The following is a 21327-nucleotide window of genomic DNA, read 5'->3' as shown; positions in this document are numbered from 1 at the left end:
GGTCTCGCCCTCACCCGCGGGTGCTCGATACGAGCGAGTTCTCGCGGGCCGGCGAGACCTCGCCGCGGTAGACGATCACGACCGCGGCGAGGCAGACGCCCAGGCCGAGAGCGGTCTGCACGTGGAAGGGCTCACGGAACATGAGCGCTCCCCACACCGCCGTGACCGGGGCCATGAGGAACATGAGCGTGTTGACCTTGGTGACTCCGGAGCGCCTCAGGATGAGCCAGTACAGCCCGTACCCGCCGAAGGTGGACAAGGCCACCAGCCAGGTGATCGCGATCCAGAACGAGGTGTCGGCGGGCGGCAGCGCGGCTCCCGCGCTCACGGCCAGCGTGGTGAAGATGACGGCGCTGGTGGCGCAGTGCACGGTCATCGACACCGCGGGGGCGATCTGCGTACGGGAGCGGCCTTGCAGCAGCGTGGCCGCCACCAGCGAGAACATGCCGAGGAGCGGGATGAGATAGGCCCACCAGGAAGCGCCGGCGCCGGACGTGGCGTCGGCCAGGGTGACCACGGTCACGCCGGCCACTCCCAGCCCCAGGCCGAGCCACTGCTTGCGTGCGACGGGTTGATGCAGCAACGGTCCGGCGAGTGCTCCGGCGACGAGCGGCTGGACGCCGTCGATCAGAGCCGTGGTGCCGCTGGAGACCCCGAGCTGGATCGCGTAGTAGACGGTGAGCAGGTAGCCGCTCTGCGAGAGCACGCCGATCATGGCCTGCCGGGCGACGTCGCGCGCGGTGAGGCCTCTCCACGACGTTCCCGAGAGGGCGGCGATGGCCACCAGGACGACGGCCAGGGGCAGGAAACGCCACATCAGGATCGTGACCGCGGAGGCGGTGCCCACGCCGAGCTTGGCCCCGATGAAGCCGGAGCTCCAGCAGAGCACGAAAGCGATCGAGAGCAGGAGATTCACGACGGCGTCCTTAACTATACCGATCTGTATACCTTTCCCTTCACTATACAGATCGGTATAATCAGTGTCATGGGCAGCAGCGACAGGCTCCAGCGGATCACGATGACGCCCGCCGCGCGGCGCGTCCTGGAGGCCGCCGCGCGGCTGTTCTACGAGCGCGGCATCCATGCCGTCGGGGTGGATCTGATCGCCGCCGAGGCCGGGGTGACGAAGAAGACCCTCTACGACCGGTTCGGCTGCAAGGAGCAGATCGTCGTGGAGTATCTCGCGGATCGCGACGAACGCTGGCGAGCCTTCCTCGCCGGCCACCTGGACGCCGCGGAGCCGGCGCCGGCGGCGCGCGTCCTGGCCGTCTTCGACGCGTCACGCGAGTGGGCCGCGCAGCACAGCCACAAGGGGTGCAGCATGGTCAACGCCCACGCCGAGATCAGCGATCCGTCCCACCCGGCCTATCCGATCATCACGGGGCAGAAGCAGTGGATGCTCACCCTGTTCACCGACCTCGCCCGGGACCTCGCCCCGGAGAGGGCCGCTCACCTGGGCCGGACGCTCATGCTGCTCCACGAAGGAGCGCTCGTCGGCCAGGGCCTTAGCATTTTCGCCGACCCCATCGGCCACGCCCGCGAACAGGCCGAAACCCTGCTCGCCGCCACGTGAGGCCCCATGAGCGCGCGATCTGGGCGACCTGGTGCGGCTGCGGTCCCCGGCGGCGACCGGCTTCCGCGGCTTCGCCGTGACGAAGAGCTACGGCCGCAGATACGTCGAGTTCGCCGCTCCGTCCAGCCCCGTCAAGCTCTCCCTTCTCAAGCGGCGCGCCCTCGCCAAGGCCGCCGGCGTCGCTCCTGACGGCACCGGATCGCACCGGCTCGTCATCGGCGGCGACGCCGGGTCCTTCACCGATCCGGACGGCTTCGTGTGGGAGAGCGCATGACCGCCGCCTGACAGCCCCTCAGGGGAGCCTGTCAGGCCGCTGTCAGCCCGCGTGCGCAGTGTTGGGGGCGTTCGGAACGGACCGCGGTGGCGGTCCTGCCACCCAACTCCGCGGGAGCGATATTCATGGCCCATCCACGCCGATGGTGGATCCTCGGCGTTCTCTGCATGACGCTGCTCGTGCTCAGCGTCGACAACATGATCCTCACGCTGGCCATCCCCGCGCTCATGCGCGAGCTGGGGGCGGGCCCTGGTGACGTCCAGTGGATCCTCGACGCCTACATCCTGGTGTTCGCGGGGTTGCTGGTCACCGCCGGGAGCCTGTCGGACCGGTACGGCCGCCGCAGGCTCCTGATCGTCGGGCTGGTCCTGCTCGGCGGGGCCTCGCTGCCGGCGGCGTTCGCCACTCAGGCATGGCAGCTCATCGCGTGCCGCGCGCTGATGGGAGCGGGCGCGGCCCTGGCCATGCCGAGCACCATGTCCGTCCTCATCGTCGTCTTCGACGAGAACGAGCGGCGCAAGGCGATGTCGGCCTGGGGCATGGTCGGCATGGCCGGCATCGTGGCCGGCCCCACGCTCGGTGGCCTGCTGCTCCAGCAGTTCTGGTGGGGATCGGTCTTCCTGCTCAACGTGCCGCTCGCCGTGCTCGGGATCATCGGCGCGTACGCCGTCGTGCCGGAGTCACGGGGGCCGGCGCGGCGGGCCGACCCGCTGGGAGTGCTGTCGTCGGTCACCGGGATGGCCGCGCTGGTGTGGGCGATCATCTCCCTGCCGCACGCCGGCTGGTCGGCGCCGGTCGTGATCACCATGAGCGTGGCCGTCGTCGCGCTCGCCGCCTTCGCGTGGTGGCAGTCGCGTGCGCGGCATCCGATGGTGCCGCCGGTGTTGTTCCGCGACCGCGAGTTCACCGGGGCCGCGCTGTCGGTGGTGCTGCTGGTGTTCTCCACCGCCGCGGTGCAGCTGGCGTTGACGCAGTTCCTCCAGCTCGTTCTCGGCTACGGGGCGATGGCGGCGGCGCTCGCCTTCCTACCGCTGGCCGTGGCCGTGGCCGGCTTCAACCTCGTCGGCGCCACGCTGGCCAGGCGGCTCAGCAACAAGGCGCTGATCGTCGCGGGCATGCTGCTGATCGCCGCCGCGCAGGGCGTCCTCGCGCTGATCGGCCCGGGTGACGGTTACCCGCTCCTGGCCGTGGGACTGGCGGCGATGGGCGCCGGCACCGGTCTCGCCACCCCGAGCGTCTACGCCACGCTCATGGGCGCCGTCCCGCGGGAGCACGCGGGGGTGGGCTCGGCGGTCAACGACACCATCCAGCAGGGTGGCATGGCGCTGGGCGTGGCGGTGCTGGGCAGCCTGCTGTCGGCCGGCTACGCCGCCGCTCTGCCCGCGGGCGTGCCGGAGGCGGCGAGGACGTCTCTGACGGACGGGCTCGCCACGGCCGCCGCGACGGGGTCGACCGATCTGGCGCGGGTGGCGCGGGAGGCGTTCCTGTCCTCCATGTCGTCAGTGAGCGCCGCCGCCGCCCTGCTGTCGGTGGCCGGGTCCCTGCTGGCCTTCGCCGTCCTGCGCGGCCGTGCCCCCGCATCACCGTCCGACAGAGAAAGGAAGACTCATGCGACGACTTGACGTGACGGCCTACCGGACGGCGGAGCGACTGCTGCCGCACCACCGCTCCACGCTGGTGTCCGGTGGCAGGGTCAGGCCGGTGTGGATCGACGGCGGCGCCCGCTTCTGGTACCGGGCGGGTACACGGTTCGTCGTCGTAGACCCCGCGGCGGGCACGCGTGCCGACGCCTTCGACCATGAGCGGCTCGCCGCGGCGCTGGCGAAGGAGTCCGGGCAGGACGTGGACGTGGCGGCGCTGCCGTTCAGCACGATCGAGCTGACCGGCCGGGCCGTCGAGTTCGCCGCTTTCTGCGCGTACTGGCGCTGGGATCCGGAGACCTGCACGGTGGAGAGAGCCGAGCCGCGCCCGGCCGCCGCCTTCGTCGAGGTCGCCTCTCCCGATCAGCGGCACGCGCTCTTCCTGCGCGACCACAACCTGTGGGTTCGCCGGCAGGCCGACGGCCGCGAGTGGGCGCTGACGTCCGACGGGGAGGCGGACCGCGACTACGCCACCGCGCCCGACTGGTGGCAGAACTCGGTCCTGGTCCGGAAACTGGGATTCCCGGCCATGCCTCCGGCGGCGGCGTGGTCGCCGGACGGCAGACGCGTGCTGACCCACCGGACCGACCAGCGGGGCGTGCGCCGTAACCACCGGGTCGAAGCCCTGCCCGCGGACGGCGGCGCCCCACGGCTGCACACCCAGCGCTACGCCCACCCCGGCGACGAACGGGTGCCGCTGGCCGAGCTGGTCGTGCTCGACATCGTGACAGGCGCCGTCGTGCCGGCCCACGCGCCACCGCTGCCCATGTCCGTGGTCTCGCCCGTGATGACGCGATGGGCGTGGTGGGCCGCCGACGGCTCGGCGGTCCACTACCTGCGCCAGTCCCGTGACGGGCGCAGCCTCTCGCTGCACCGGCTCGACCCCGCCACCGGTCAGGCGCGCACGCTGCTCACCGAGTCCGGCCGGACCAGGGTGGAGCCCAACCAGTGGGCGGAGGGGCAGCCGCCGATGGTCGAGGTGCTCGGCGGCGGAACAGAGGTGCTCTGGTACTCCCAGCGCGACGGCTGGGGACACCTGTACCTGTACGACGCCCGCACCGGCGCCCTGCGCGCTCAGGTGACCTCCGGCGACTGGGCGGTCCGGGAGATCCTGCACGTCGACGAGGCCGAGCGGGTGGTGTACTTCAGCGCCGCGGGGCTCGTCGAGCAGGACCCGTATCGCCGCTCGGTGTGCCGGGCCGGGCTGGACGGCCGCGGCTTCGCCCGGCTCACCGACGACGATCTCGACCACGACGTGACGGTGGCGGCGAACGGGGCCTGTTTCGTCGACTCGGCATCGACCACCGGCACGCCGCCGGTGACGACCGTACGCGGCTGGAACGGTGAGGTGATCGTCGAGCTGGAACGCGCGGACATCGCCGGCCTCCTGGCGACCGGCTGGACGCCCCCGGAGCGGTTCCGCGCCAAGGCCGCCGACGGGGTCACAGACCTCTACGGTGTGCTGTACCGGCCGCACGGGTTCGATCCCTGCCTGCGCTACCCGGTCATCGACACCCCCTACCCGGGACCGCAGACCAACCGTGTCCACCCCACCTTCGACCCCGGCCTGCTCGGCCACGAGGCCGAGGCGATGGCCGCGCTCGGCTTCGTCGTGGTCGCCGTCGACGGGCGGGGATCGCCGGGACGCGACAAGGCGTTCGCCGACGCCTCGCTCGGCAACCTTGGCGACGCCTCCGACCACGTCGCCGCGCTGCGGCACCTGGCGCGTACCCGGCCGTGGATGGACCTCGACCGGGTGGGCGTGGTCGGCATCTCCGCCGGCGGCCACCAGGCCGTGCGGGCCATGCTCGATCATCCGGACTTCTACAAGGCCGGGATCTCCAGCTGCGGGACCCACGAGCTACGGCAGGTGCACGCTGGGCACGCCGAGCTGTACCACGGGATGCCCGGCGAGGCCGACTACGCCCGGGTGTCCAATGTGGACAGAGCCGACCGCCTGGCGGGCAAGCTCTTGCTGATCCACGGCGGCATGGATCCCAACGTCCTGCCCGATCACACGATGCGCCTGGCCGAGCGGCTCATCACCTTGGACAAGGACGTCGAGATGCTGATCGTGCCCGGCGCCGAGCACCTCTTCCTCGGCTACGAACACCATGTGTACCGGCGCAGGTGGGACTTCCTGGTACGGCACCTGATGAGGGCGGAACCACCCGGGCACCGCATCAAGCCTCTCGTCTTCGACGCCGACTTCCTGGCGGCGTGGTTCTGAGGCTCACGTGGCCAGCCGGTCGAGCGCCCGATCCCTGGGCAGCCGAGCGCCCCGGCGGTACGCCTGGCCGTACTCCGGGGCGCCGAGCCGTTCGGCCAGCTCGGCGACCAGGTCGCGCAGCTCCGGATCGCCCTGGTCGAACACCCCGCGGATCGCCTGGCTCATCCCCAGGGCGGTGGCGGCCCCGGCCGGATCTCCCTCGGCCAGGAGCAACCGGGCCAGCAGCTCCGCCGCCGGGGCGACGTCGCGCGCGGCGAACGCGGCCCTGACGGCGCCGGGGAACATGCGCCGTGCCTCTGCCGTCCGCTCCGCGGCCAGCAGGGTGGCCACCCGCGCCGGCGCGACCATGGTCTCGGCCGTCTCCGGCTGGACGGACAACTCCCCGGCCAGCGCCTCCAGCTGATCGAGCGCCTGGTCCGCCCGCGCTCCGTCGCCACAGCGGCGGTGCAGGTCGGCGACGCAGCGCTGCAACTCCAGCTCGGCGTGCCGGTGGGCCCGGCCGCTCATCCGCCGTCGTGCCTGCGCCACCTCCCGCCAGGCGCCCTCCAGGTCGCCGCCGCGCATCCGTGCGGTCGCCAGACAGGTCCGGTGCCAGGTCTCCTCCTCCGAGCCCAGCTCGGACGCCAGGACGACACCCCGGTGCGCGGCCGCGATCGCCCGGTCGTGCTCGCCCTGGACGGAGTGGGCCCGCGCCGTGCTGACCAGCGCCAGCGCCAGCCCCTGGCGTTCGCCCACCCGCTCGTACCGGCGCAGCGCCTCCGCCCGCGCCGACGCGCCGCCCTGCCAGTCACCACGGTCGGCGCGCACGTACGCCTCCACCCAGCAGGCGCACGCCCGCGCCCACGGGTCCTCGTGGCCGCGCGCCCGCCGCAGCTCGCGTTCGGCCAGGTCGTCGAGGCCGAGGAAGAACGCGGTCGGCAGAACCACCGGCACCAGGATCGGGAAGCGTTCCATCGCACCGGTGCGCACGCAATCGTCGATCAGCGAGCGAGCCCGCTCCGCTCCGGGCAGCAGCCCGCTGTTGCCGGCCAGCACGCGAACGGCGGCGAAGGCGGCCCTGACGTCGCCGGGCAGCAGGTCACCGAAGCCGAGCACCTCCTCCAGCAGCGACTCGGCCCTGGGATCGAACCGCGCCATGTTCCAGTACCAGGTCAGGGCGGGCAGGAACCGCCACGCGGAGCAGGCGTCGCCGGCCGCCACGGCCATCCGCAGCGCGAGCACCAGGTTGTCGTAGTCGGCGTCGAGGACCGCCATCGACGACACCTGGTCGCGCGTGCGCAGCAGCGGCTCGTGCTGCTCGGCCAGCCGCCGGAAATGCCGTACGAACCGGGCTTCCACCGCCTCCCGTTCACCAGCCTCCAGCAACTGCTCCGCCGCGTACGCCCGCACCGTCTCCAGCATCCGGTACCGGGGCCGCGGCTCGCCGTCCGCCTCCACCATGGACTTCTCGACCAGCGCACCCAGCACGTACGCGGTGTCCCCGGTGTCCCCGTCGTCGCTGGAGCACACCGCCTCCACCGCGGCCTCCGCGGCCCCGCCGGGGAACACCGACAGCCGCCGCGCCAGCGTCCGCTCGGCCTCCGCCAGCGACGCCCAGCTCCACTCGACCACCGCGCGCAGCGTGCGCTGATGCGCGGGCGCCGCCCTGTTGCCCGAGGCGAGGAGGCGGAACCGGTCATCCAGCCGGCTCGCGATCTGGCCGATGCTCATCGAACGCAGCCGGGCCGCGGCCAGCTCCAGCGCGAGCGGCAGCCCGTCCAGCCGCCGGCAGACGTCCACCACCGAGCCCACCGTCGACTCGTCCAGCGCGAAGCAGGGCCGCACGCGGGCGGCCCTGTCGAGAAACAGCCGCACCGATGCCGTAGCGGCGGCCTCTTCTGCCGTCGTGGGGACGTCCAGCGGCCCGAGCCGGCACAGCGCCTCACCGACGATCCCCAGGGACTCCCTGCTGGTGGTGAGGACGGTCAGGTACGGCAGGCGGCCGAGCAACTGGTGGGCCAGCTCCGCGACGTCCGCCACCAGGCGCTCGCAGTTGTCGAGCACGAGCACCGCCGCACCGCCCGTGAGCAGCGCGGCCATGGCGTCTACCGGTTCCCGCGGTTCGGCGCGCTGCTCGGGACGGCGCGGACCTGAGGAGCTCAGCGCGCCGAGCACGGCGTCGGTGAGCCGGCCGGGCGTGTCCACCCCGGACAGGGGGACGAACCACACTCGGCCGCTCCGGCAAGCCGGGTGCCCGGTCAGGGCCTCCACCGCCAGCCTGGTCTTCCCCACTCCGCCGGGACCGACGACGGTGACCAGCCGGGAGGTCTCCAGCAGCTCCAGCAGCAGTTTCACCTCATCGTGCCGGCCGACGAAGTTGGTCAGCCACCGTGGCAGGCGGGGCTCGGCGCGCCGGACGGGCCCGTCGAGCTCGCCGCGGAGCATCGCGAGGTGCGTCTCCCGCAGCTCAGGGGAGGGATCGACGCCCAGCTGCTCGGCCAGTGCGGCACGCGTCTCCTCGTACACGGCCATCGCGTCGGACTGCCGTCCGGCCGCGTGCAGAGCACGCATGCGCAGGGCGGCCAGCCGTTCCCGCAGGGGGTGCCGCCCGCCGGCCGCCTCCAGGCCGGCCAGGACCTCGTGGTGCCTGCCGAGCCTCACCTCGGCCTCGAACCGGTCCTCGGCCGCCGCGACCCGCGACTCCTCCAGCCGCGCGGCCGCCTCGTCGGCGAACGGGACATCGGTCATGTCGGCCAGCGCGGTGCCCTTCCACAACCCGAGAGCCTCGCCCAACGTGGCGGCCGCCGCCTGCGGCCGGTCGGCGGCCAGCTCCCGCCTTCCGCGCGCCGCCAGCTCCTCGAACCTGTGCGCGTCCACGTCCTGCCCGCGCACCACGAGCCGGTAACCGCCCGCCCGCGACTCCAGCTCGCCGGCTCCCCGCAGGGCCTTGCGCAGCCGGGACACCAGCGCCTGCAACGCGTTGGCGGCCTCGCGTGGCAGGCCGGCGGGCCACAGCGCGTCGATCAGCACTTCGGCCCGCACCATCCGTCCAGGGGAGAGGGCGAGCCTGGCCAGCAGCATGCGGACACGGAGACCTCCGATCTCGATCGGCGTCCCGTCATCGGCGTGGGCCCGTACCGGCCCCAGCAACTCGATCCGCACCCCACCAGCCTCTCAGGAGGTCGTCGAGTGGCCGAACGCGGAGCGTGGGTGCGTTACGCCGCAGAGACGATCACGCGTGGTGTTCCGCTGACCGATCGGGAACGCGAACGAGGTCTCCGTCGAAGGCGCCGGATATGGTGCTGCGGTGAGTGGGGACGCCTCGACCGAGCCGCGCCGCCCCGGCATGCGCCAGGTCGCCCGGGAGGCCGGGGTCTCGCCGACGACGGTGAGCAACGTCCTCAACAGTCCCGAGCTCGTCGCCGAGGAGACCCGCCGGCGCGTGCACGCGGCGATGGAACGCATGGGCTACCTGCCCGACAACGCCGCCAGGCGGTTACGAGGGATGCCCAGCCCGCTGGTCGGCGCGGTGACGCTGGACATCGCCGGCCCGTTCTTCACCGAGGTGTGCCGCGGGGTGGAGGACCGGCTGCTCCAGGACGGTTGCATGCTCATGACCTGCAGCACCGACCTGCAGCCGGGGCGGGAGCGGCACTACCTGCAGGAGCTGGAGAAGCAGCGCGTGCGCGGCGTGCTCATCACCCCGGTCGAGGCCGACCTGCATCCGCTGGTCTCCCTGGCCGGGCGCGGTGTCCCGGTGGTGCTGCTCGACCACAGGTCCGACGGCCGGCTGTGCTCGGTGTCGATGGACAACCAGTGGGGCGGTGAGCAGGTCGCGGCACACCTGATCACGCTGGGGCATCGGCGGATCGCCCTGCTCAGCGCGTCGATCGAGGTGCAGCAGACGGCCGAGCGCCACGCCGGGGTGCGTAAGGCGTTCCTGAAGGCCGGCCTGGACCCGGACCGGGGCGTGCTGGACGTCCGCGTGCCGTCGCCCGACATCACGGTGACCGCCGCGGCGGCGCTGGAGGACGTCCTGGGCGCGGCCGATCCGCCGACCGCGATCATCTGCCTCAACGACACCGCGGCGCTCGGAGTGATCGGCGGCCTGAAGGAGCGGGGGATCGCGGTGCCGGGGGAGATGTCGGTCGTGGGGTACGACGACGTGGCGTTCGCCGCGCAGCTGGCCCCGTCGCTGACCACCGTGTGGCAGCCGAAGCGCGAGCTGGGCCGGGTCGCGGCCGAACTGCTGCTGGACGAGACCCGGCCGGGGCACCGCCATCAGAAGCTGGTCTACCGGCCGCGGCTGGTCGTTCGCGAGTCCACCGCTCCGCCCTGCCGCTGATCCGTTCGGGTCACGAAAGTTTCAGCGGCGTGGAAGGCGCTTTCCGCCACTGACCTGAAAGGTAACAATCACCCGCCGGCTGGCCGGCGGTGTCTCGTTGACACCCTGGTCAGTGCCTTCTTACCGTGTGGGCGCTCGGCACCTCATCGGGATCCGTACACCGATTGGACGTTCAATGAAACGTTTATCCCGTCCAGCGCTGCTCGTCACAACGCTCGGCAGCACCGTGTGCCTGGTCGCCGCGGCCGCCGTCGGCCTGCAGTCGCCGGCCTCCGCCGCGGTGGCCTGCGAGGTCGACTACGCCGTCGCCGCCCAGTGGTCCGGCGGGTTCACCGGCAACGTGACCATCAGGAACGTCGGCGAAGCCGTCAACGGCTGGCACCTCGACTGGTCGTTCACCGCCGGACAGCGGATCACGCAGGCGTGGAACGCCACCGCCACGCAGAACGGCTCCGCCGTCAGGGCCGAGGACGCGGGCTACAACGCCGCGATCCCGCAGGGCGGAAGCACGACGTTCGGCTTCAACGCCTCATGGAACGGCTCCGGCAACCCGGCGCCCGCCTCCTTCACGCTCAACGGCGTCACCTGCACCGGCGACTCCGGAGAGCCGACCCCCACGGTCACCCCCACTGGCCCGGCGGACGCCAAGCAGGCGGAAGACCTCGACCGCGGCCTGATCAGCGTCCGCTCCGGCAACGGCAACCTGGTCTCCTGGCGGTTGCTGGGCACCGAGCCGCGCGACACGTCCTTCACCGTCTATCGAGGCGGCACGCGCGTCGCGACCGTCACCGACTCCACCAACTACCTGGACTCCGGGGCGGCGCAGGACGCCTCCTACACGGTCCGACCGGTCACCGGCGGCGCCGAGGGCCCGGCCTCCGAACCCTCGCTCCGTTTCGCGAACGGCTATCTCGACGTGCCCCTCTCCCCGCCCAGCTCGGGCCACCACGCCAACGACGCCTCCGTCGGCGACCTGGACGGCGACGGCCGCCTCGACCTGGTGCTGAAGTGGGAGGCCGACAACTCGAAGGACAACTCCCAGTCCGGCACCACCGACGTGGTCTACATCGACGGGATCAAGCTGGACGGCACCCGCCTGTGGCGCGTCAACCTGGGCCGCAACATCCGGGCAGGCGCCCACTACACGCAGTTCCAGGTCTACGACTACGACGGCAACGGCAGGGCCGAGGTCGCCATGAAGACCGCCGACGGCACCGTCGACGGCCGCGGCACCGTCATCGGCGACGCGAGCGCCGACTACCGCAACTCCTCCGGCTACATCCTGTCCGGGCCCGAGTTCCTCACCATGTTCGACGGCCGGACCGGCGCCGCGCTGTCCACGGTGAACTACGACCCGCCCCGCGGGAACGTCTCCTCCTGGGGCGACTCCTACGGCAACCGGGTGGACCGCTTCCTGGCCGGCACCGCGTACCTGGACGGGCAGCGGCCGAGCCTCATCATGGCCCGCGGCTACTACACCCGCGCCGTGATCGCCGCCTGGGACTTCCGCGACGGCCGGCTCGTCAAGCGGTGGACGTTCGACAGCAACGCCTCGGGCAACGGCTCGTACGCCGGCCAGGGCAACCACAGCCTCACCGTCGGCGACGTGGACGCCGACGGCCGCGACGAGATCGTCTACGGCGCCGCCGCCATCGACGACGACGGCGGCCGCCTGTGGAACGTCGGATGGGGCCACGGTGACGCCGCCCACCTGGGCGACCTCGACCCCCGCCGCGCGGGCCTGGAGTACGTGAAGATCTCCGAGCCGGCCGACCGGCCCGGCCTGTACATGGTCGACGCCCGTACCGGACAGGTGTTGTGGCAGACCGGCACCGGTTCGGGCTCCGACGGCGAGGGGCCCGGGCGCGGCGTGGCCGGCGACATCTACGCCGGCAGCCCCGGCGCCGAGTCCTGGGCCGCGGGGGCGGGGCAGAACGGGCTGCGCGACACCTCCGGCACGGTCGTCGGCCGCCAGCCGTCCTCGGCCAACTTCCTGTCCTGGTGGGACGCCGACCCTGTGCGCGAGCTGCTGGACCAGACCAGGATCGACAAGTACGGCACCGGCGGCGAGACCCGCCTGCTGACCGCCTCCGGCGTCCACAGCAACAACGGCACCAAGGCCACCCCGTCACTGTCGGGCGACATCCTCGGCGACTGGCGCGAGGAGGTCATCTGGCCCACCACCGACGACCGCGCCCTGCGCATCTACGCCACACCCCACGCGACCACCACCAAGATCCACACCCTGCTGCACGACCCGCAGTACCGCGTGGCCCTCGCCTGGCAGAACACCGCCTACAACCAGCCGCCGCACCCGAGCTTCTTCATCGGCGACGCCATGGGCACCCCGCCCCAGCCCGACGTCTACGTGCGCTGACCGCGCAGGCTTCACGTGCGGTGGCGTCGCACCTGGGCAGGAGACGGCGATGACAGGAAAACTCCTCCTGAAAACGGCTCTCGCGGTGACCGCCACCGCCGTCGCCGGAGCGCTCGCCACCGACGCGCGCTCCGGCTGGTACCAGCGGTTGAAGAAGCCGTCGTGGCAGCCGCCGCCCCAGGCTTTCGGCCTGGTCTGGACCCCTTTGTACGCTCTCATCGCCTATGCGGGCGCGCGGGCCATCTCTCGCGGTGACCAGGACGAAAGCCGGGCGTTCCGGAGTGCCCTGGCCGGCAACCTGGTGCTCAACGCCGCATGGCCGGCCCTGTTCTTCCGGGCCCGCAACCCGCGCCTGGCGCTCGCCGAGATCCTCGTCCTCAACGCGTCCAACGCGGTGCTCGTCCGGCGGGGATGGTCAGCCGATCGCCGCGCGGGCCTGTTCCTGCTGCCCTACGCGGGCTGGACGGTGTTCGCCACCGCACTCAACACCGACATCGCCCGCCGGAACCGCGATGAATGACCCAGGCCCGGCCCTCGCATCGGGGAGGGCGGACGCCGGTCCTGCTCGCGGGCCGGCCGGGCGGCTGGACAGCACGTGGAGGTGAGCCCGCGCGGAAGGCGGCGCGGGCTCACATCAGCGGGCGGACGAGGCAGTTCAGTGGGTGTCGAGAGCGACGGCGATGTCGGTGATGGTCAGGGGGAACGGGTCGCTGATCGGGGTGGCGGCGCCGGTGAGCAGGTCGACCGTGTTGAGCGTCGCGTCACCGTTCACGACGAGGGTGGCGAAGGCCGAGTTCGAGACGGTCTTGCCGTTGCTCAGGTCGCTGTAGACGTCGATGCCCGCGTTCGTGGCGACCGGCATGCCGAGCGCGCCGGTCGGGGCGAGCAGCCCGTTGTTGGCCGGTGACTGGACGACGACCTGCGCGGTGGTGGTGTTGACGTCGAACAGCGTGGTCGCGGTGTCGCCGTTGAGGTCGTTGTTGGTGTAGGCGGCGGCGGTGACCCCGGAGGCCGGCGAGCCGGGGCCGTTGCTCAGCGAGGTGTCCGACACCGTCGTGCCGTCGTTGAGGTTGTGCCGCAGGTTCTGGCCGTTGTCACTGATCACGCGCAGCCGGTCGGCGGCGGGGTTGAAGTCGACGCCGAACGCGGTGCCTTTGAGCCCCATCTGGAGCTGGGAGACCTTCGTGACGACCACGTCCTGGTTGCCCGTCGGGAGCGAGATCGTGTAGATGCCGCCGTGGTTGCCGACGGCGTAGAACTTGCCGTCCTGCACGCGGAAGTCGATCCCGATCACGAAGGTGTCGGTGACCAGCCCGGTGATGCGCCTGACCCAGTTGAGCTCTTCCGGCTTGTCGGTGGTGAACGTGGCCATCAGCCGGCCGTCGTCGGTGATCCCGTACGCCCGCAGCGAGAGGGCCGCGGCCGAGGGGGAGCTCGCCGCCTGGCTGGTTCCCGCCGGCCCGACAGCGAGGGCCGCCGCTGTCGCGAACCCGATCAGTAAGGCAACCTTTTTCGTGATCCGTCCTCGCATTGGGTGCTCCTCCATCGAGTTGTGCCGGCCCTTTCACGCGGCCCTTGCCGCCTGCGTTCACCGGCGTGCTGCAAGCAGCAACAGCTTGTCCGGAGACGGCGGACATGTCCTCGTGACAAATGTCAAAGTGCCTGCCAGGAGCGGGGCCGCCTTTGTCATCAAGCGCAACCGCCGCGTCACACCCGAGGTGGGGACCGGCTAGATGCTGCCCTTGCGCTCGATGACGAGAATGCGGGCCATGGGTACGGGATGCGCGACGTGTTCGTCACCCGGCTCGGCGTAGCAGATGCGGCCGGGGGTGAGCCGCTCGACATGTTCCCGGCCGTCGCGGCGGTAGTGCATGTCGACGACGCCGTCCATGACGGCGAAGACCTCCGGCCCGTCGTTCACGTGCCAGACGTAGGGCTCGTCGGTCCAGTGCAGCCGGACGGTGGCGTTGTCGATCTCGGTGATGTCGAGGGCGCCCCATGGACGTTCGGCGGTGAACGAGGACGCGTCGAGGAACAACATGGCTTCTCCCTGCTTTGACGTGCATCGTCATCCTCGCCGGGCGACGGACCGGTGACGAGTGACAGAAAAGCCTATTAGCGTAAGAATCCTGCCATGCATCGTGTTGTGGGTCTGGCCCTGCCGAAGGTGGTCGCCTTCGACCTCGCCATCCCCGCGGAGGTGTTCGGCGGCGAGGAGTACTCGTTCGCCGTCTGCGCCGAATCGGCGGGGCCGGTCCCGTCGACCACGGGCTTCGACCTTCACGCACCGCTGGGGCTCGACGCTCTCGACACGGCCGGCACGATCGTGGTGCCGGGTTACGCACCCCTGGTGGAGCCCTCCTTGCCGGTGCTCGACGCGTTGCGCGCCGCCTCCGCACGCGGTGCCCGGATCGTCTCGGTCTGCACGGGTGCCTTCGCGCTGGCCGCGGCGGGATTGCTGGACGGCCGGCGGGCGACCACTCACTGGATGGACACCGCCGACCTCGCCGCCCGCTACCCGGCTGTCGACGTCGACCCCGACACCCTGTACGCCGACAACGGGAACGTGCTGACCAGCGCCGGATTCGCCGCAGGCATCGACCTGTGCCTGCATCTGGTGCGCACCGACCACGGCCCGGAGGCCGCGATCCGGGTCGCGCGGCGGCTGGTCGTCGCACCACACCGGGAGGGCGGTCAGGCCCAGTTCCTGCAACGGCCGCTGCCGTCCAGCGGCGAGGGCATGGCCGCGGTGTGCGCCTGGGCGCTGGACCACCTGTCCGAACCCGTCACCGTCGCCGACCTCGCCCGCCAGGCGGGATCGGCGCCGCGGACGTTCGCCCGCCACTTCGCCGCGGAGACCGGCACCACCCCGCTGCGCTGGCTGGCCGCCCAGCGCCTTCTCGAAGCGCGCAGGCTGCTGGAGGGCACCGACCTGCCGGTCGACGAGGTGGCCCGGCGCTCCGGCCTCGGCACGGCCGCCAACCTCCGGCAACACCTGTCACGCGACGCGTCCACCACGCCCACGGCGTACCGCCGTACGTACCGCGGCCGCCGACCGCGCTGACAGCTTCCGCCGCCCGCGCCGGTTCGCTCCCCTCGGGGCAGCCGCCTGAGCTCGCTCGCTCGCCGGCGGTCCGCGGAGATGCGTTCCCTCCGAAGCCGAGTCGAGCGCTGTATGTCTGGATCTGTGGGTTGGTGGTCCTTGCGGACATCTCCGCGAGGCCGCAGGCTTGACGTCGTGAAAGACGTGGTGGTCGCCCTCTACGAGGGTGTGGTTCTGCTGGACGTGGCGGGGCCGGTTCAGGTCCTGCACAACTCCGCCGGTTACCGCGTCAGGCACGCCTCCGTCGACGGGCGGCCGGTGCGCACGGACGTCGGCGTGCCTCTGGGGGCGGACCTGGCTCTGTCCGAGCTCGACCGGCCGATCGATACCCTGCTGGTGCCGGGATACGCGCCGCCGGACGGCGACCGTCCCGGCGAGGAGTTCCTGGACCTGTTGCATGACGTCGGCGGTCACGCGCGCCGGGTGGCGTCGGTGTGCACGGGCGCGTTCCTGCTGGCGGAGGCCGGCCTGCTCGACGGGCGGCGGGCCACCACGCACTGGGCGGCCTGCGCCGAGCTGGGGCTCCGCTTCCCGCGGGTCACCGTGGAGCCGGACGCCATTTTCGTGCGTGACGGATCTGTCGTGACCTCGGCGGGCATCACCGCCGGCATCGACCTGGCGCTGGCCCTCGTGGAAGAGGACCACGGGCCGGAACTCGCACGTGCGGTGGCGAAGTACATGGTCGTGTTCCTGCAGCGGCCTGGTGGTCAGTCGCAGTTCAGCATGCGCGGGGCCGTCCCCGCGACGCGTCACCCGGCGCTGCGCCGCCTGCTGGACACGATCGCCGCCGAGCCCGCGGCAGAGCACACCCTGACCGCGATGGCGGCCCGGGTCATGGTGAGCGAACGCCACCTGACCCGGCTGTTCCGCCGCGAGATCGGGCTCACCCCTGGCCAGTACGTCGAGCGGATACGAGTGGAGGCCGCCCAGATCCTGCTGGAGACCACCGCCGACGGTGTGTCCGCGATCGCCCGCAGGTGCGGTCTGGGGTCCGACGAGACGATGCGCCGGGCGTTCCTGAAGGCCCTGGGCATCACACCCAGCGCCTATCGCCATCGCTTTCACACCTCCCATTCGCTGATGACCCCGAAGGAGACCTCATGAGCTCGTCCCCCAACCGCCGGACCGTGCTGGGAGCCGGCCTGGCCGGTGCGGCGGCCCTGGCGACCGGCGCACCTCCCGCCGCCGCGAGCGGGCACGCCGACCTGTCCTTCCCCTCCACCCGTGTCGCCAAGGCGGCCAGGCAACTGGTGACGGACGCTCAGCAGCCGTACCTGCGCAACCACAGCTTGCGCAGCTACCTGTTCGCCCGGGCGGCCGCCGCGCGGGCCGGACGCCGGCCGGGCCGCGACTACGACGCCGAGGTCATGTTTCTCATCTGCGTGCTGCACGACATGGGCCTGACCGATCGCGCAGACACCGGCCAGCGCTTCGAGGTCGACGGCGCCGACTTCGCCGCCCGGTTCCTGGAGAGGCAGGGCATCACCGACCGCCGCGTCGACACCGTCTGGGACGGCATCGCGTTGCACACCTCATTCGGTTTCCATGATTCGCCGGTGTTCGCCCGCCGCCGCCCGCCGGAGATCGTGGTCGCGCACACCGGCATCGGCCTGGACCTGACCGGCGGCCCCGGCGAACTGCCCGCGGGGTACGCCGATCGTGTGCACGCCGTCTACCCTCGCCACGGCGGTGCTCGTGCCCTGACCGACGCCATCGTCGAGCAGGGCCTCGCCGATCCGCGCAAGGCGCCGCCCATGACCCTGCCGGGAGAGATCCTGCACCAGCGGCATCCCGAGGCGCCCTACATGACCTGGCAGGACTTCCTGGACGCGAGCGGCTGGAAAGGCTGAGGGCGCGTCGTTCCGCCGGCGGGGCGCTGGGTGGATCATCACCCGCGATCCTGGGCTTCCCTGATGACGTCGTCGAGGACATCCCGGGAACGGACGAGGTCGCCGATCATGCGGTCGATGCGCTCACGTTCCTTCGTGAGCTGGTCGGCCAGCCACGGTGTGGCCGTTACGGCCGCGCCGCCCTTGCCGTCGCCCAGGCACGGGAGCAGCTGGGCGATCTTGGTGCTGCACAGCCCGGCGGCGAACAACTCCTGGATGCGGATGACCCGCTCCACGGCCCCGTCGGCGTAGTCGCGGTGGCCGCCAGGGGTGCGCTCCGCCTGGAGCAGCCCTTGCTGCTCGTAATAGCGCAGCGACCGCTCGCTCACGCCGGTCTGCTGGGCCAGCTCACCGATCCGCATGCCGTACCTCGGGTTGAACCTGACATCCATGTCAACTCTTACCGTACCGGCATGACTGATTCCTTGCTGCTCACGCCCTGCCGGCTCGGCCGCCTGACGCTCCCCAACCGTATGGTGATGGCCCCGATGACGCGCTTCCGCGCTCATGAGGACGGCACCCCGCTGCCGATCGTCGCCGACCACTACGCGCAACGAGCGGGTGCCGGCCTCATCGTCACGGAAGGCATCTGGCCCAGTGCCCGCGGCCAGTCGGGATGGCGCATGCCGGGCCTGGAGACGCCAGAACACGTCCGCGGCTGGCGCGCCGTCACGGAGGCCGTGCACGCGGCCGGGGGCCGCGTCTTCGCCCAGCTCATGCACGGTGGCCGGCAGGGTCACCCCTTGTCGCGCCTGGCCGCCGACGTGCCCTCGGGCCCGTCGGCCGTGCCCACGCCCGGTCCGGTCCACGTACGGGACGGCGGCAAGGCCGATCCCGTCACGCCCCGTGTGATGACCGGGGCGGACATCCGGCAGGCCGTCCTGGACCACGTCGCCGCCGCCCGCAACGCGATGGCGGCGGGCTTCGACGGGGTCGAGTTGCACGGCGCCAACAGCTACCTGATCCACCAGTTCCTGGCCGACAACACCAATCTCCGCGACGACGAGTACGGCCCCGGCACGGCTGGGGGCCGCGTCCGCTTCCCCGTCGAGGTCGTCACCGCCGTGGCAGGCGCGATCGGCGCCGACCGCACAGGGCTGCGCCTGTCGCCGGGCAACCCGCAGTTCGGCATGGTGGAGAGCGACCCCGGCCCCGTCTATCGCGACCTCGTCGGGCGCATCGACGGCCTCGGCCTGGCCTACCTGCACCTCACCGACGGCGACCGCTATCCGGCTCTGGCCGACCTGCGGCCCCGCTGGCGGGGCACCCTCATCGCCAACGTCGGGGAGAACCGCCCCGCCACCAGCAAGGAGGCCGGCGAGGCCACGCTCGCCTCCGGACTGGCCGACCTGGTCTCCTACGGCAGGGCGTTCATCGCCAACCCCGACCTGCCGGCCCGCTTCGCCCGTAACGCCCCTCTCCAGCCGATCGACACCGCCCACCTGTACACGCACGGAGCCGCCGGGTACACCGACTATCCCAGCCTGGACGCCCTCACGCTCTGCCGGTGACGCAGCCGGTCAGCTCGCGTTCGACAGGCTGGGTGACGCTTCGGGGTCGTCCTCCTGCCCGCCGGTCCTGCTCTCGGCCCGCGGGGAAAGGGCGTCCAGCTTGGCGTGCAGGCGCGCCAGCTCCTCCGTGATCGCCCTGAGCCGGTCGTCGGTGCGCTGCTCCTCCGCGGAGGTGCTCTCGTCGTCCATGGCGTTGACGACGACCGCGATGAACAGGTTCAGCACCACGAAGGAGGACACCAGGATGTAGGTCACGAAGAAGATCCATGCCCACGGATGGGCATCCATGATCTGGTCGGCGATGTCCGGCCAGCCCTCCCCGGTCATCACCTGGAACAGGGTGAACAGGGAGGTCGGAATCTCGGCGAAGTACGCCGGCGCCGTCCGCCCGAACCACTGGGTGGCCATCACCGCCGCCACGTACATGATGATGATCAGCAGGCCGAGGATGGAGGCCATGCCGGGAATGGCCGCCATCAACGCCGAGATGACCCTGCGCATGCTGGGCACCGCGGTGACCAGGCGCAGCGCCCGCATGATCCGCAAGGTGCGGAGCACGGAGGCCGGCCCGGAGGCGGGCACCAGCGCTATCCCCACGATGGCGGTGTCGAACCAGTTCCACGGATCCTTGAAGAACGCGCCCCGGTGGGCGTAGAGGCGGGCGGCGAGCTCCAGGACGAACACGCCCACCACCACGCGGTCCACGACGTGAAGAGGCTCGCCGATCCACCCCATCACGAAGGAGGAGGTCTCACAGCCGATCGTGATCGCGTTGAGCACGATGACCGCCATGATCGCCCGCTCGAAGCGCGGGTGGGCGAGGAGAGCGCGTACGCGTTCTCGATCCAGCAACGTTCAGCCTCCAATGTCGGCGCCGGGGCGTCGATCATCGTATGAGGCGGGACGTGCTGGGCGACGACCGGCATGCTCGTCCGGGACCGTGCTCGGGCGGGCGTCAGGCGTTGCCGGCGTCGACCGCGTCCGCGAACGCGCGCATGGAGGTGAAGGTCCAGTCCGGGGTGACGCCGGCCGCCGGCTCCGGTGTCGCGCCCCAGCCCGCGTTGTCGTGACGGCGGTTGATCCACACGGTGGGCAGGCCCGCGGCCTTGGCCGGCACGTGGTCATGGAACAGGCTCTGCGCCACGTGCAGCAGCCTGCCCTCGGCCACTCCGAGCCGCTCGGCCTCGCGCGCCAGCGCCTCGAAGTTGCGGGGATCGGGTTTGTAGGAGCCGACGTCCTCGGCGGTGAGGATGCTGGTGAAGGTGGTGCCGAGGCGCTTGTTGGAGCCGGCGAAGGAGGCGCGGTCGACGTTGGACAGGATGATGAGCCGGTAGCGCCGCGAGAGACGCTCCAGCGCCTCCGCCGAGTCGGGGAACGCCGGCCAGTCGGGCACGGAGACCGCCAGCGACTCGGCCTCGCCGTCGCTGACCGGCACACCGAGCTGCGCGCCCAGGCCACGCATCGCCCGCGCGAGGATCCGCGGGTAGAGGTCGCCCGGGTGGTCGGCCTCGGCCTGCGCCTCGTGCGCGGAATAGGCCGTCAGCAGGTGCTCGTCGCTCATCCGCAGACCGTGCGTGCCGGCCCACGCGCGCAGCACGGTGGCGATGCCGGCCTCCCAGTCGATGAGGGTCCCGTAGCAGTCGAAGCTGAGGGCGTCGAAGTCGTTGAAGTTCACCGTGAGTGCTCCTGGATGAGGTCGAGGTAGAAACGTTCCGAGTCGTCGCAGTGGGCGTTCCAGGCGGCCCTGGCCTGCTGGACGTCGCCGGAGCGCAACGCGTCGAGCAGCAGCTCGTGCTCGCGCGCCAGGTCGGAGACGCTGTCGTAGGCCGGGCGAAGCTGGGCGATGAGCAGGCGCAGCTCGGCGCTGAGCTCGTCGAAGGTGCGCAGCAGGCGGGCCGAGCCCGCGGCGACGAACACGGCCCGGTGGAAGGCCACGTCATGGCCGGCGACCACGTCGCACGAGACGTCGTCGCCCAGCGCGGAGAACGCCCGCGCCGCCGCGGCGATGCCGGCGAGGGGCCGGGCCCGCGAAATGATCATCTCGACGGCGATCGTCTCGATCGGGCGGCGCAGCCGGCCCAGGTCGATGGCGTCCTCGGCGGTGAACGTCCGGACCTGCGCGCTGCGTCCGCGCCCGCGATCGAGCAGCCCTTCCGCCACCAGCGTCTGCACGGCTGCGCGCACTGTGGGCCGGGCCACGCCGAACTCCTGCGACAGCTCGGTGTCGCGCAGTTGGTCTCCGCCTCGGTAGTGGCCGGACAACAACCGGCGGCGCAGCTGGTCGGCGACCGCGTCCGCCACGGTGACCGGATGAATCGACATGGCTAACTGTATAACAGATATCCAGTGAGTCAGCCAAATCGAGGCCCGCACCCGCGGACCGGCCGGGAAGGCGGCATGGAGCTG

Annotated in this window: 19 protein-coding genes; 11 read left to right on the top strand and 8 right to left on the bottom strand. The window is 71.7% G+C overall.

Annotated elements, in window-relative coordinates:
• Positions 1-10: 10 nt before the first annotated feature.
• A complete protein-coding gene (locus ACZ6SA_RS22730) occupies positions 11-916 on the bottom strand; it encodes a DMT family transporter (protein WP_347643467.1) in 906 nt (301 codons plus the stop codon).
• A 69-nt stretch (positions 917-985) separates the two neighbouring features.
• Here ACZ6SA_RS22730 and ACZ6SA_RS22725 point away from each other — a divergent pair, with 69 nt between their 5' ends.
• The 4 genes from ACZ6SA_RS22725 (at position 986) to ACZ6SA_RS22710 (ending at position 5717) form a co-directional block, all read left to right on the top strand.
• A complete protein-coding gene (locus tag ACZ6SA_RS22725) occupies positions 986-1573 on the top strand; it encodes a TetR/AcrR family transcriptional regulator (protein WP_347643468.1) in 588 nt (195 codons plus the stop codon).
• A gap of 31 nt (positions 1574-1604) precedes the next feature.
• Positions 1605-1847 carry a hypothetical protein gene (locus tag ACZ6SA_RS22720; RefSeq protein WP_465830149.1) on the top strand — a complete coding sequence of 81 codons (243 nt, stop codon included), beginning with the start codon at positions 1605-1607 and terminating at the stop codon, positions 1845-1847.
• Between the two features lie 125 nt (positions 1848-1972).
• On the top strand, positions 1973-3469 hold the full coding sequence (locus tag ACZ6SA_RS22715) for an MFS transporter (RefSeq protein WP_465830147.1): 1497 nt from the start codon (positions 1973-1975) through the stop codon (positions 3467-3469).
• The gene (locus tag ACZ6SA_RS22710; protein WP_465830145.1) at positions 3456-5717 is read left to right on the top strand and encodes a S9 family peptidase; all 2262 of its coding nucleotides are present in this window, start codon (positions 3456-3458) and stop codon (positions 5715-5717) included. Before ACZ6SA_RS22715 ends, ACZ6SA_RS22710 begins: the two co-directional genes overlap by 14 nt.
• A 3-nt stretch (positions 5718-5720) precedes the next feature.
• Here ACZ6SA_RS22710 and ACZ6SA_RS22705 read toward each other — a convergent pair whose 3' ends face one another.
• A complete protein-coding gene (locus tag ACZ6SA_RS22705; protein ID WP_465830143.1) occupies positions 5721-8858 on the bottom strand; it encodes an AfsR/SARP family transcriptional regulator in 3138 nt (1045 codons plus the stop codon).
• Between the two features lie 145 nt (positions 8859-9003).
• Here ACZ6SA_RS22705 and ACZ6SA_RS22700 point away from each other — a divergent pair, with 145 nt between their 5' ends.
• From ACZ6SA_RS22700 to ACZ6SA_RS22690, 3 genes are all read left to right on the top strand, one after another.
• Positions 9004-10041: a LacI family DNA-binding transcriptional regulator gene (locus tag ACZ6SA_RS22700; RefSeq protein ID WP_465830141.1), complete on the top strand. Its 1038-nt coding sequence runs from the start codon at positions 9004-9006 to the stop codon at positions 10039-10041.
• A 175-nt stretch (positions 10042-10216) separates the two neighbouring features.
• Positions 10217-12418, top strand: a complete 2202-nt coding sequence (locus ACZ6SA_RS22695; RefSeq protein WP_465830139.1) for a rhamnogalacturonan lyase family protein — start codon at positions 10217-10219, stop codon at positions 12416-12418.
• Between the two features lie 49 nt (positions 12419-12467).
• A complete protein-coding gene (locus tag ACZ6SA_RS22690) occupies positions 12468-12938 on the top strand; it encodes a TspO/MBR family protein (RefSeq protein ID WP_347643475.1) in 471 nt (156 codons plus the stop codon).
• Positions 12939-13073: 135 nt separating this feature from the next.
• Here the strand turns inward: ACZ6SA_RS22690 and ACZ6SA_RS22685 are convergent, their stop codons facing one another.
• Complete coding sequence (locus ACZ6SA_RS22685) at positions 13074-13949, bottom strand: DUF4394 domain-containing protein (protein ID WP_465830137.1); 876 nt, start codon at positions 13947-13949, stop codon at positions 13074-13076.
• Positions 13950-14147: 198 nt separating this feature from the next.
• Positions 14148-14459 (bottom strand): hypothetical protein, encoded by a 312-nt coding sequence (locus ACZ6SA_RS22680; protein WP_347643477.1) that lies wholly within the window; start codon positions 14457-14459, stop codon positions 14148-14150.
• 93 nt (positions 14460-14552) lie between these two features.
• On the opposite strand from ACZ6SA_RS22680, the gene ACZ6SA_RS22675 reads away from it, so the two are divergent.
• The 3 genes from ACZ6SA_RS22675 to ACZ6SA_RS22665 all read left to right on the top strand — a co-directional run bounded on the left by ACZ6SA_RS22675 (position 14553) and on the right by ACZ6SA_RS22665 (position 17371).
• Positions 14553-15482: a helix-turn-helix domain-containing protein gene (locus ACZ6SA_RS22675; RefSeq protein WP_347643478.1), complete on the top strand. Its 930-nt coding sequence runs from the start codon at positions 14553-14555 to the stop codon at positions 15480-15482.
• Between the two features lie 183 nt (positions 15483-15665).
• Complete coding sequence (locus ACZ6SA_RS22670) at positions 15666-16625, top strand: GlxA family transcriptional regulator (RefSeq protein ID WP_465830367.1); 960 nt, start codon at positions 15666-15668, stop codon at positions 16623-16625.
• Positions 16622-17371, top strand: a complete 750-nt coding sequence (locus ACZ6SA_RS22665) for an HD domain-containing protein (protein WP_347643480.1) — start codon at positions 16622-16624, stop codon at positions 17369-17371. Before ACZ6SA_RS22670 ends, ACZ6SA_RS22665 begins: the two co-directional genes overlap by 4 nt.
• Positions 17372-17409: 38 nt before the next feature.
• Here ACZ6SA_RS22665 and ACZ6SA_RS22660 read toward each other — a convergent pair whose 3' ends face one another.
• Positions 17410-17772, bottom strand: coding sequence for a MerR family transcriptional regulator (locus ACZ6SA_RS22660; protein WP_347643481.1), 363 nt, complete (start codon positions 17770-17772; stop codon positions 17410-17412).
• A gap of 51 nt (positions 17773-17823) precedes the next feature.
• Here ACZ6SA_RS22660 and ACZ6SA_RS22655 point away from each other — a divergent pair, with 51 nt between their 5' ends.
• Positions 17824-18921: an alkene reductase gene (locus ACZ6SA_RS22655; RefSeq protein WP_347643482.1), complete on the top strand. Its 1098-nt coding sequence runs from the start codon at positions 17824-17826 to the stop codon at positions 18919-18921.
• A gap of 9 nt (positions 18922-18930) precedes the next feature.
• Here ACZ6SA_RS22655 and ACZ6SA_RS22650 read toward each other — a convergent pair whose 3' ends face one another.
• From ACZ6SA_RS22650 to ACZ6SA_RS22640, 3 genes are all read right to left on the bottom strand, one after another.
• Positions 18931-19773: an ion transporter gene (locus ACZ6SA_RS22650; RefSeq protein WP_347643483.1), complete on the bottom strand. Its 843-nt coding sequence runs from the start codon at positions 19771-19773 to the stop codon at positions 18931-18933.
• 103 nt (positions 19774-19876) lie between these two features.
• Positions 19877-20596, bottom strand: a complete 720-nt coding sequence (locus ACZ6SA_RS22645) for a haloacid dehalogenase type II (RefSeq protein WP_465830133.1) — start codon at positions 20594-20596, stop codon at positions 19877-19879.
• On the bottom strand, positions 20593-21243 hold the full coding sequence (locus ACZ6SA_RS22640) for a GntR family transcriptional regulator (RefSeq protein ID WP_347643485.1): 651 nt from the start codon (positions 21241-21243) through the stop codon (positions 20593-20595). Before ACZ6SA_RS22640 ends, ACZ6SA_RS22645 begins: the two co-directional genes overlap by 4 nt.
• Positions 21244-21327 lie beyond the last annotated feature (84 nt).

Source organism: Nonomuraea sp. NPDC049378 (assembly GCF_055586745.1).
This window is presented reverse-complemented; position numbering and strand designations above follow the sequence as displayed.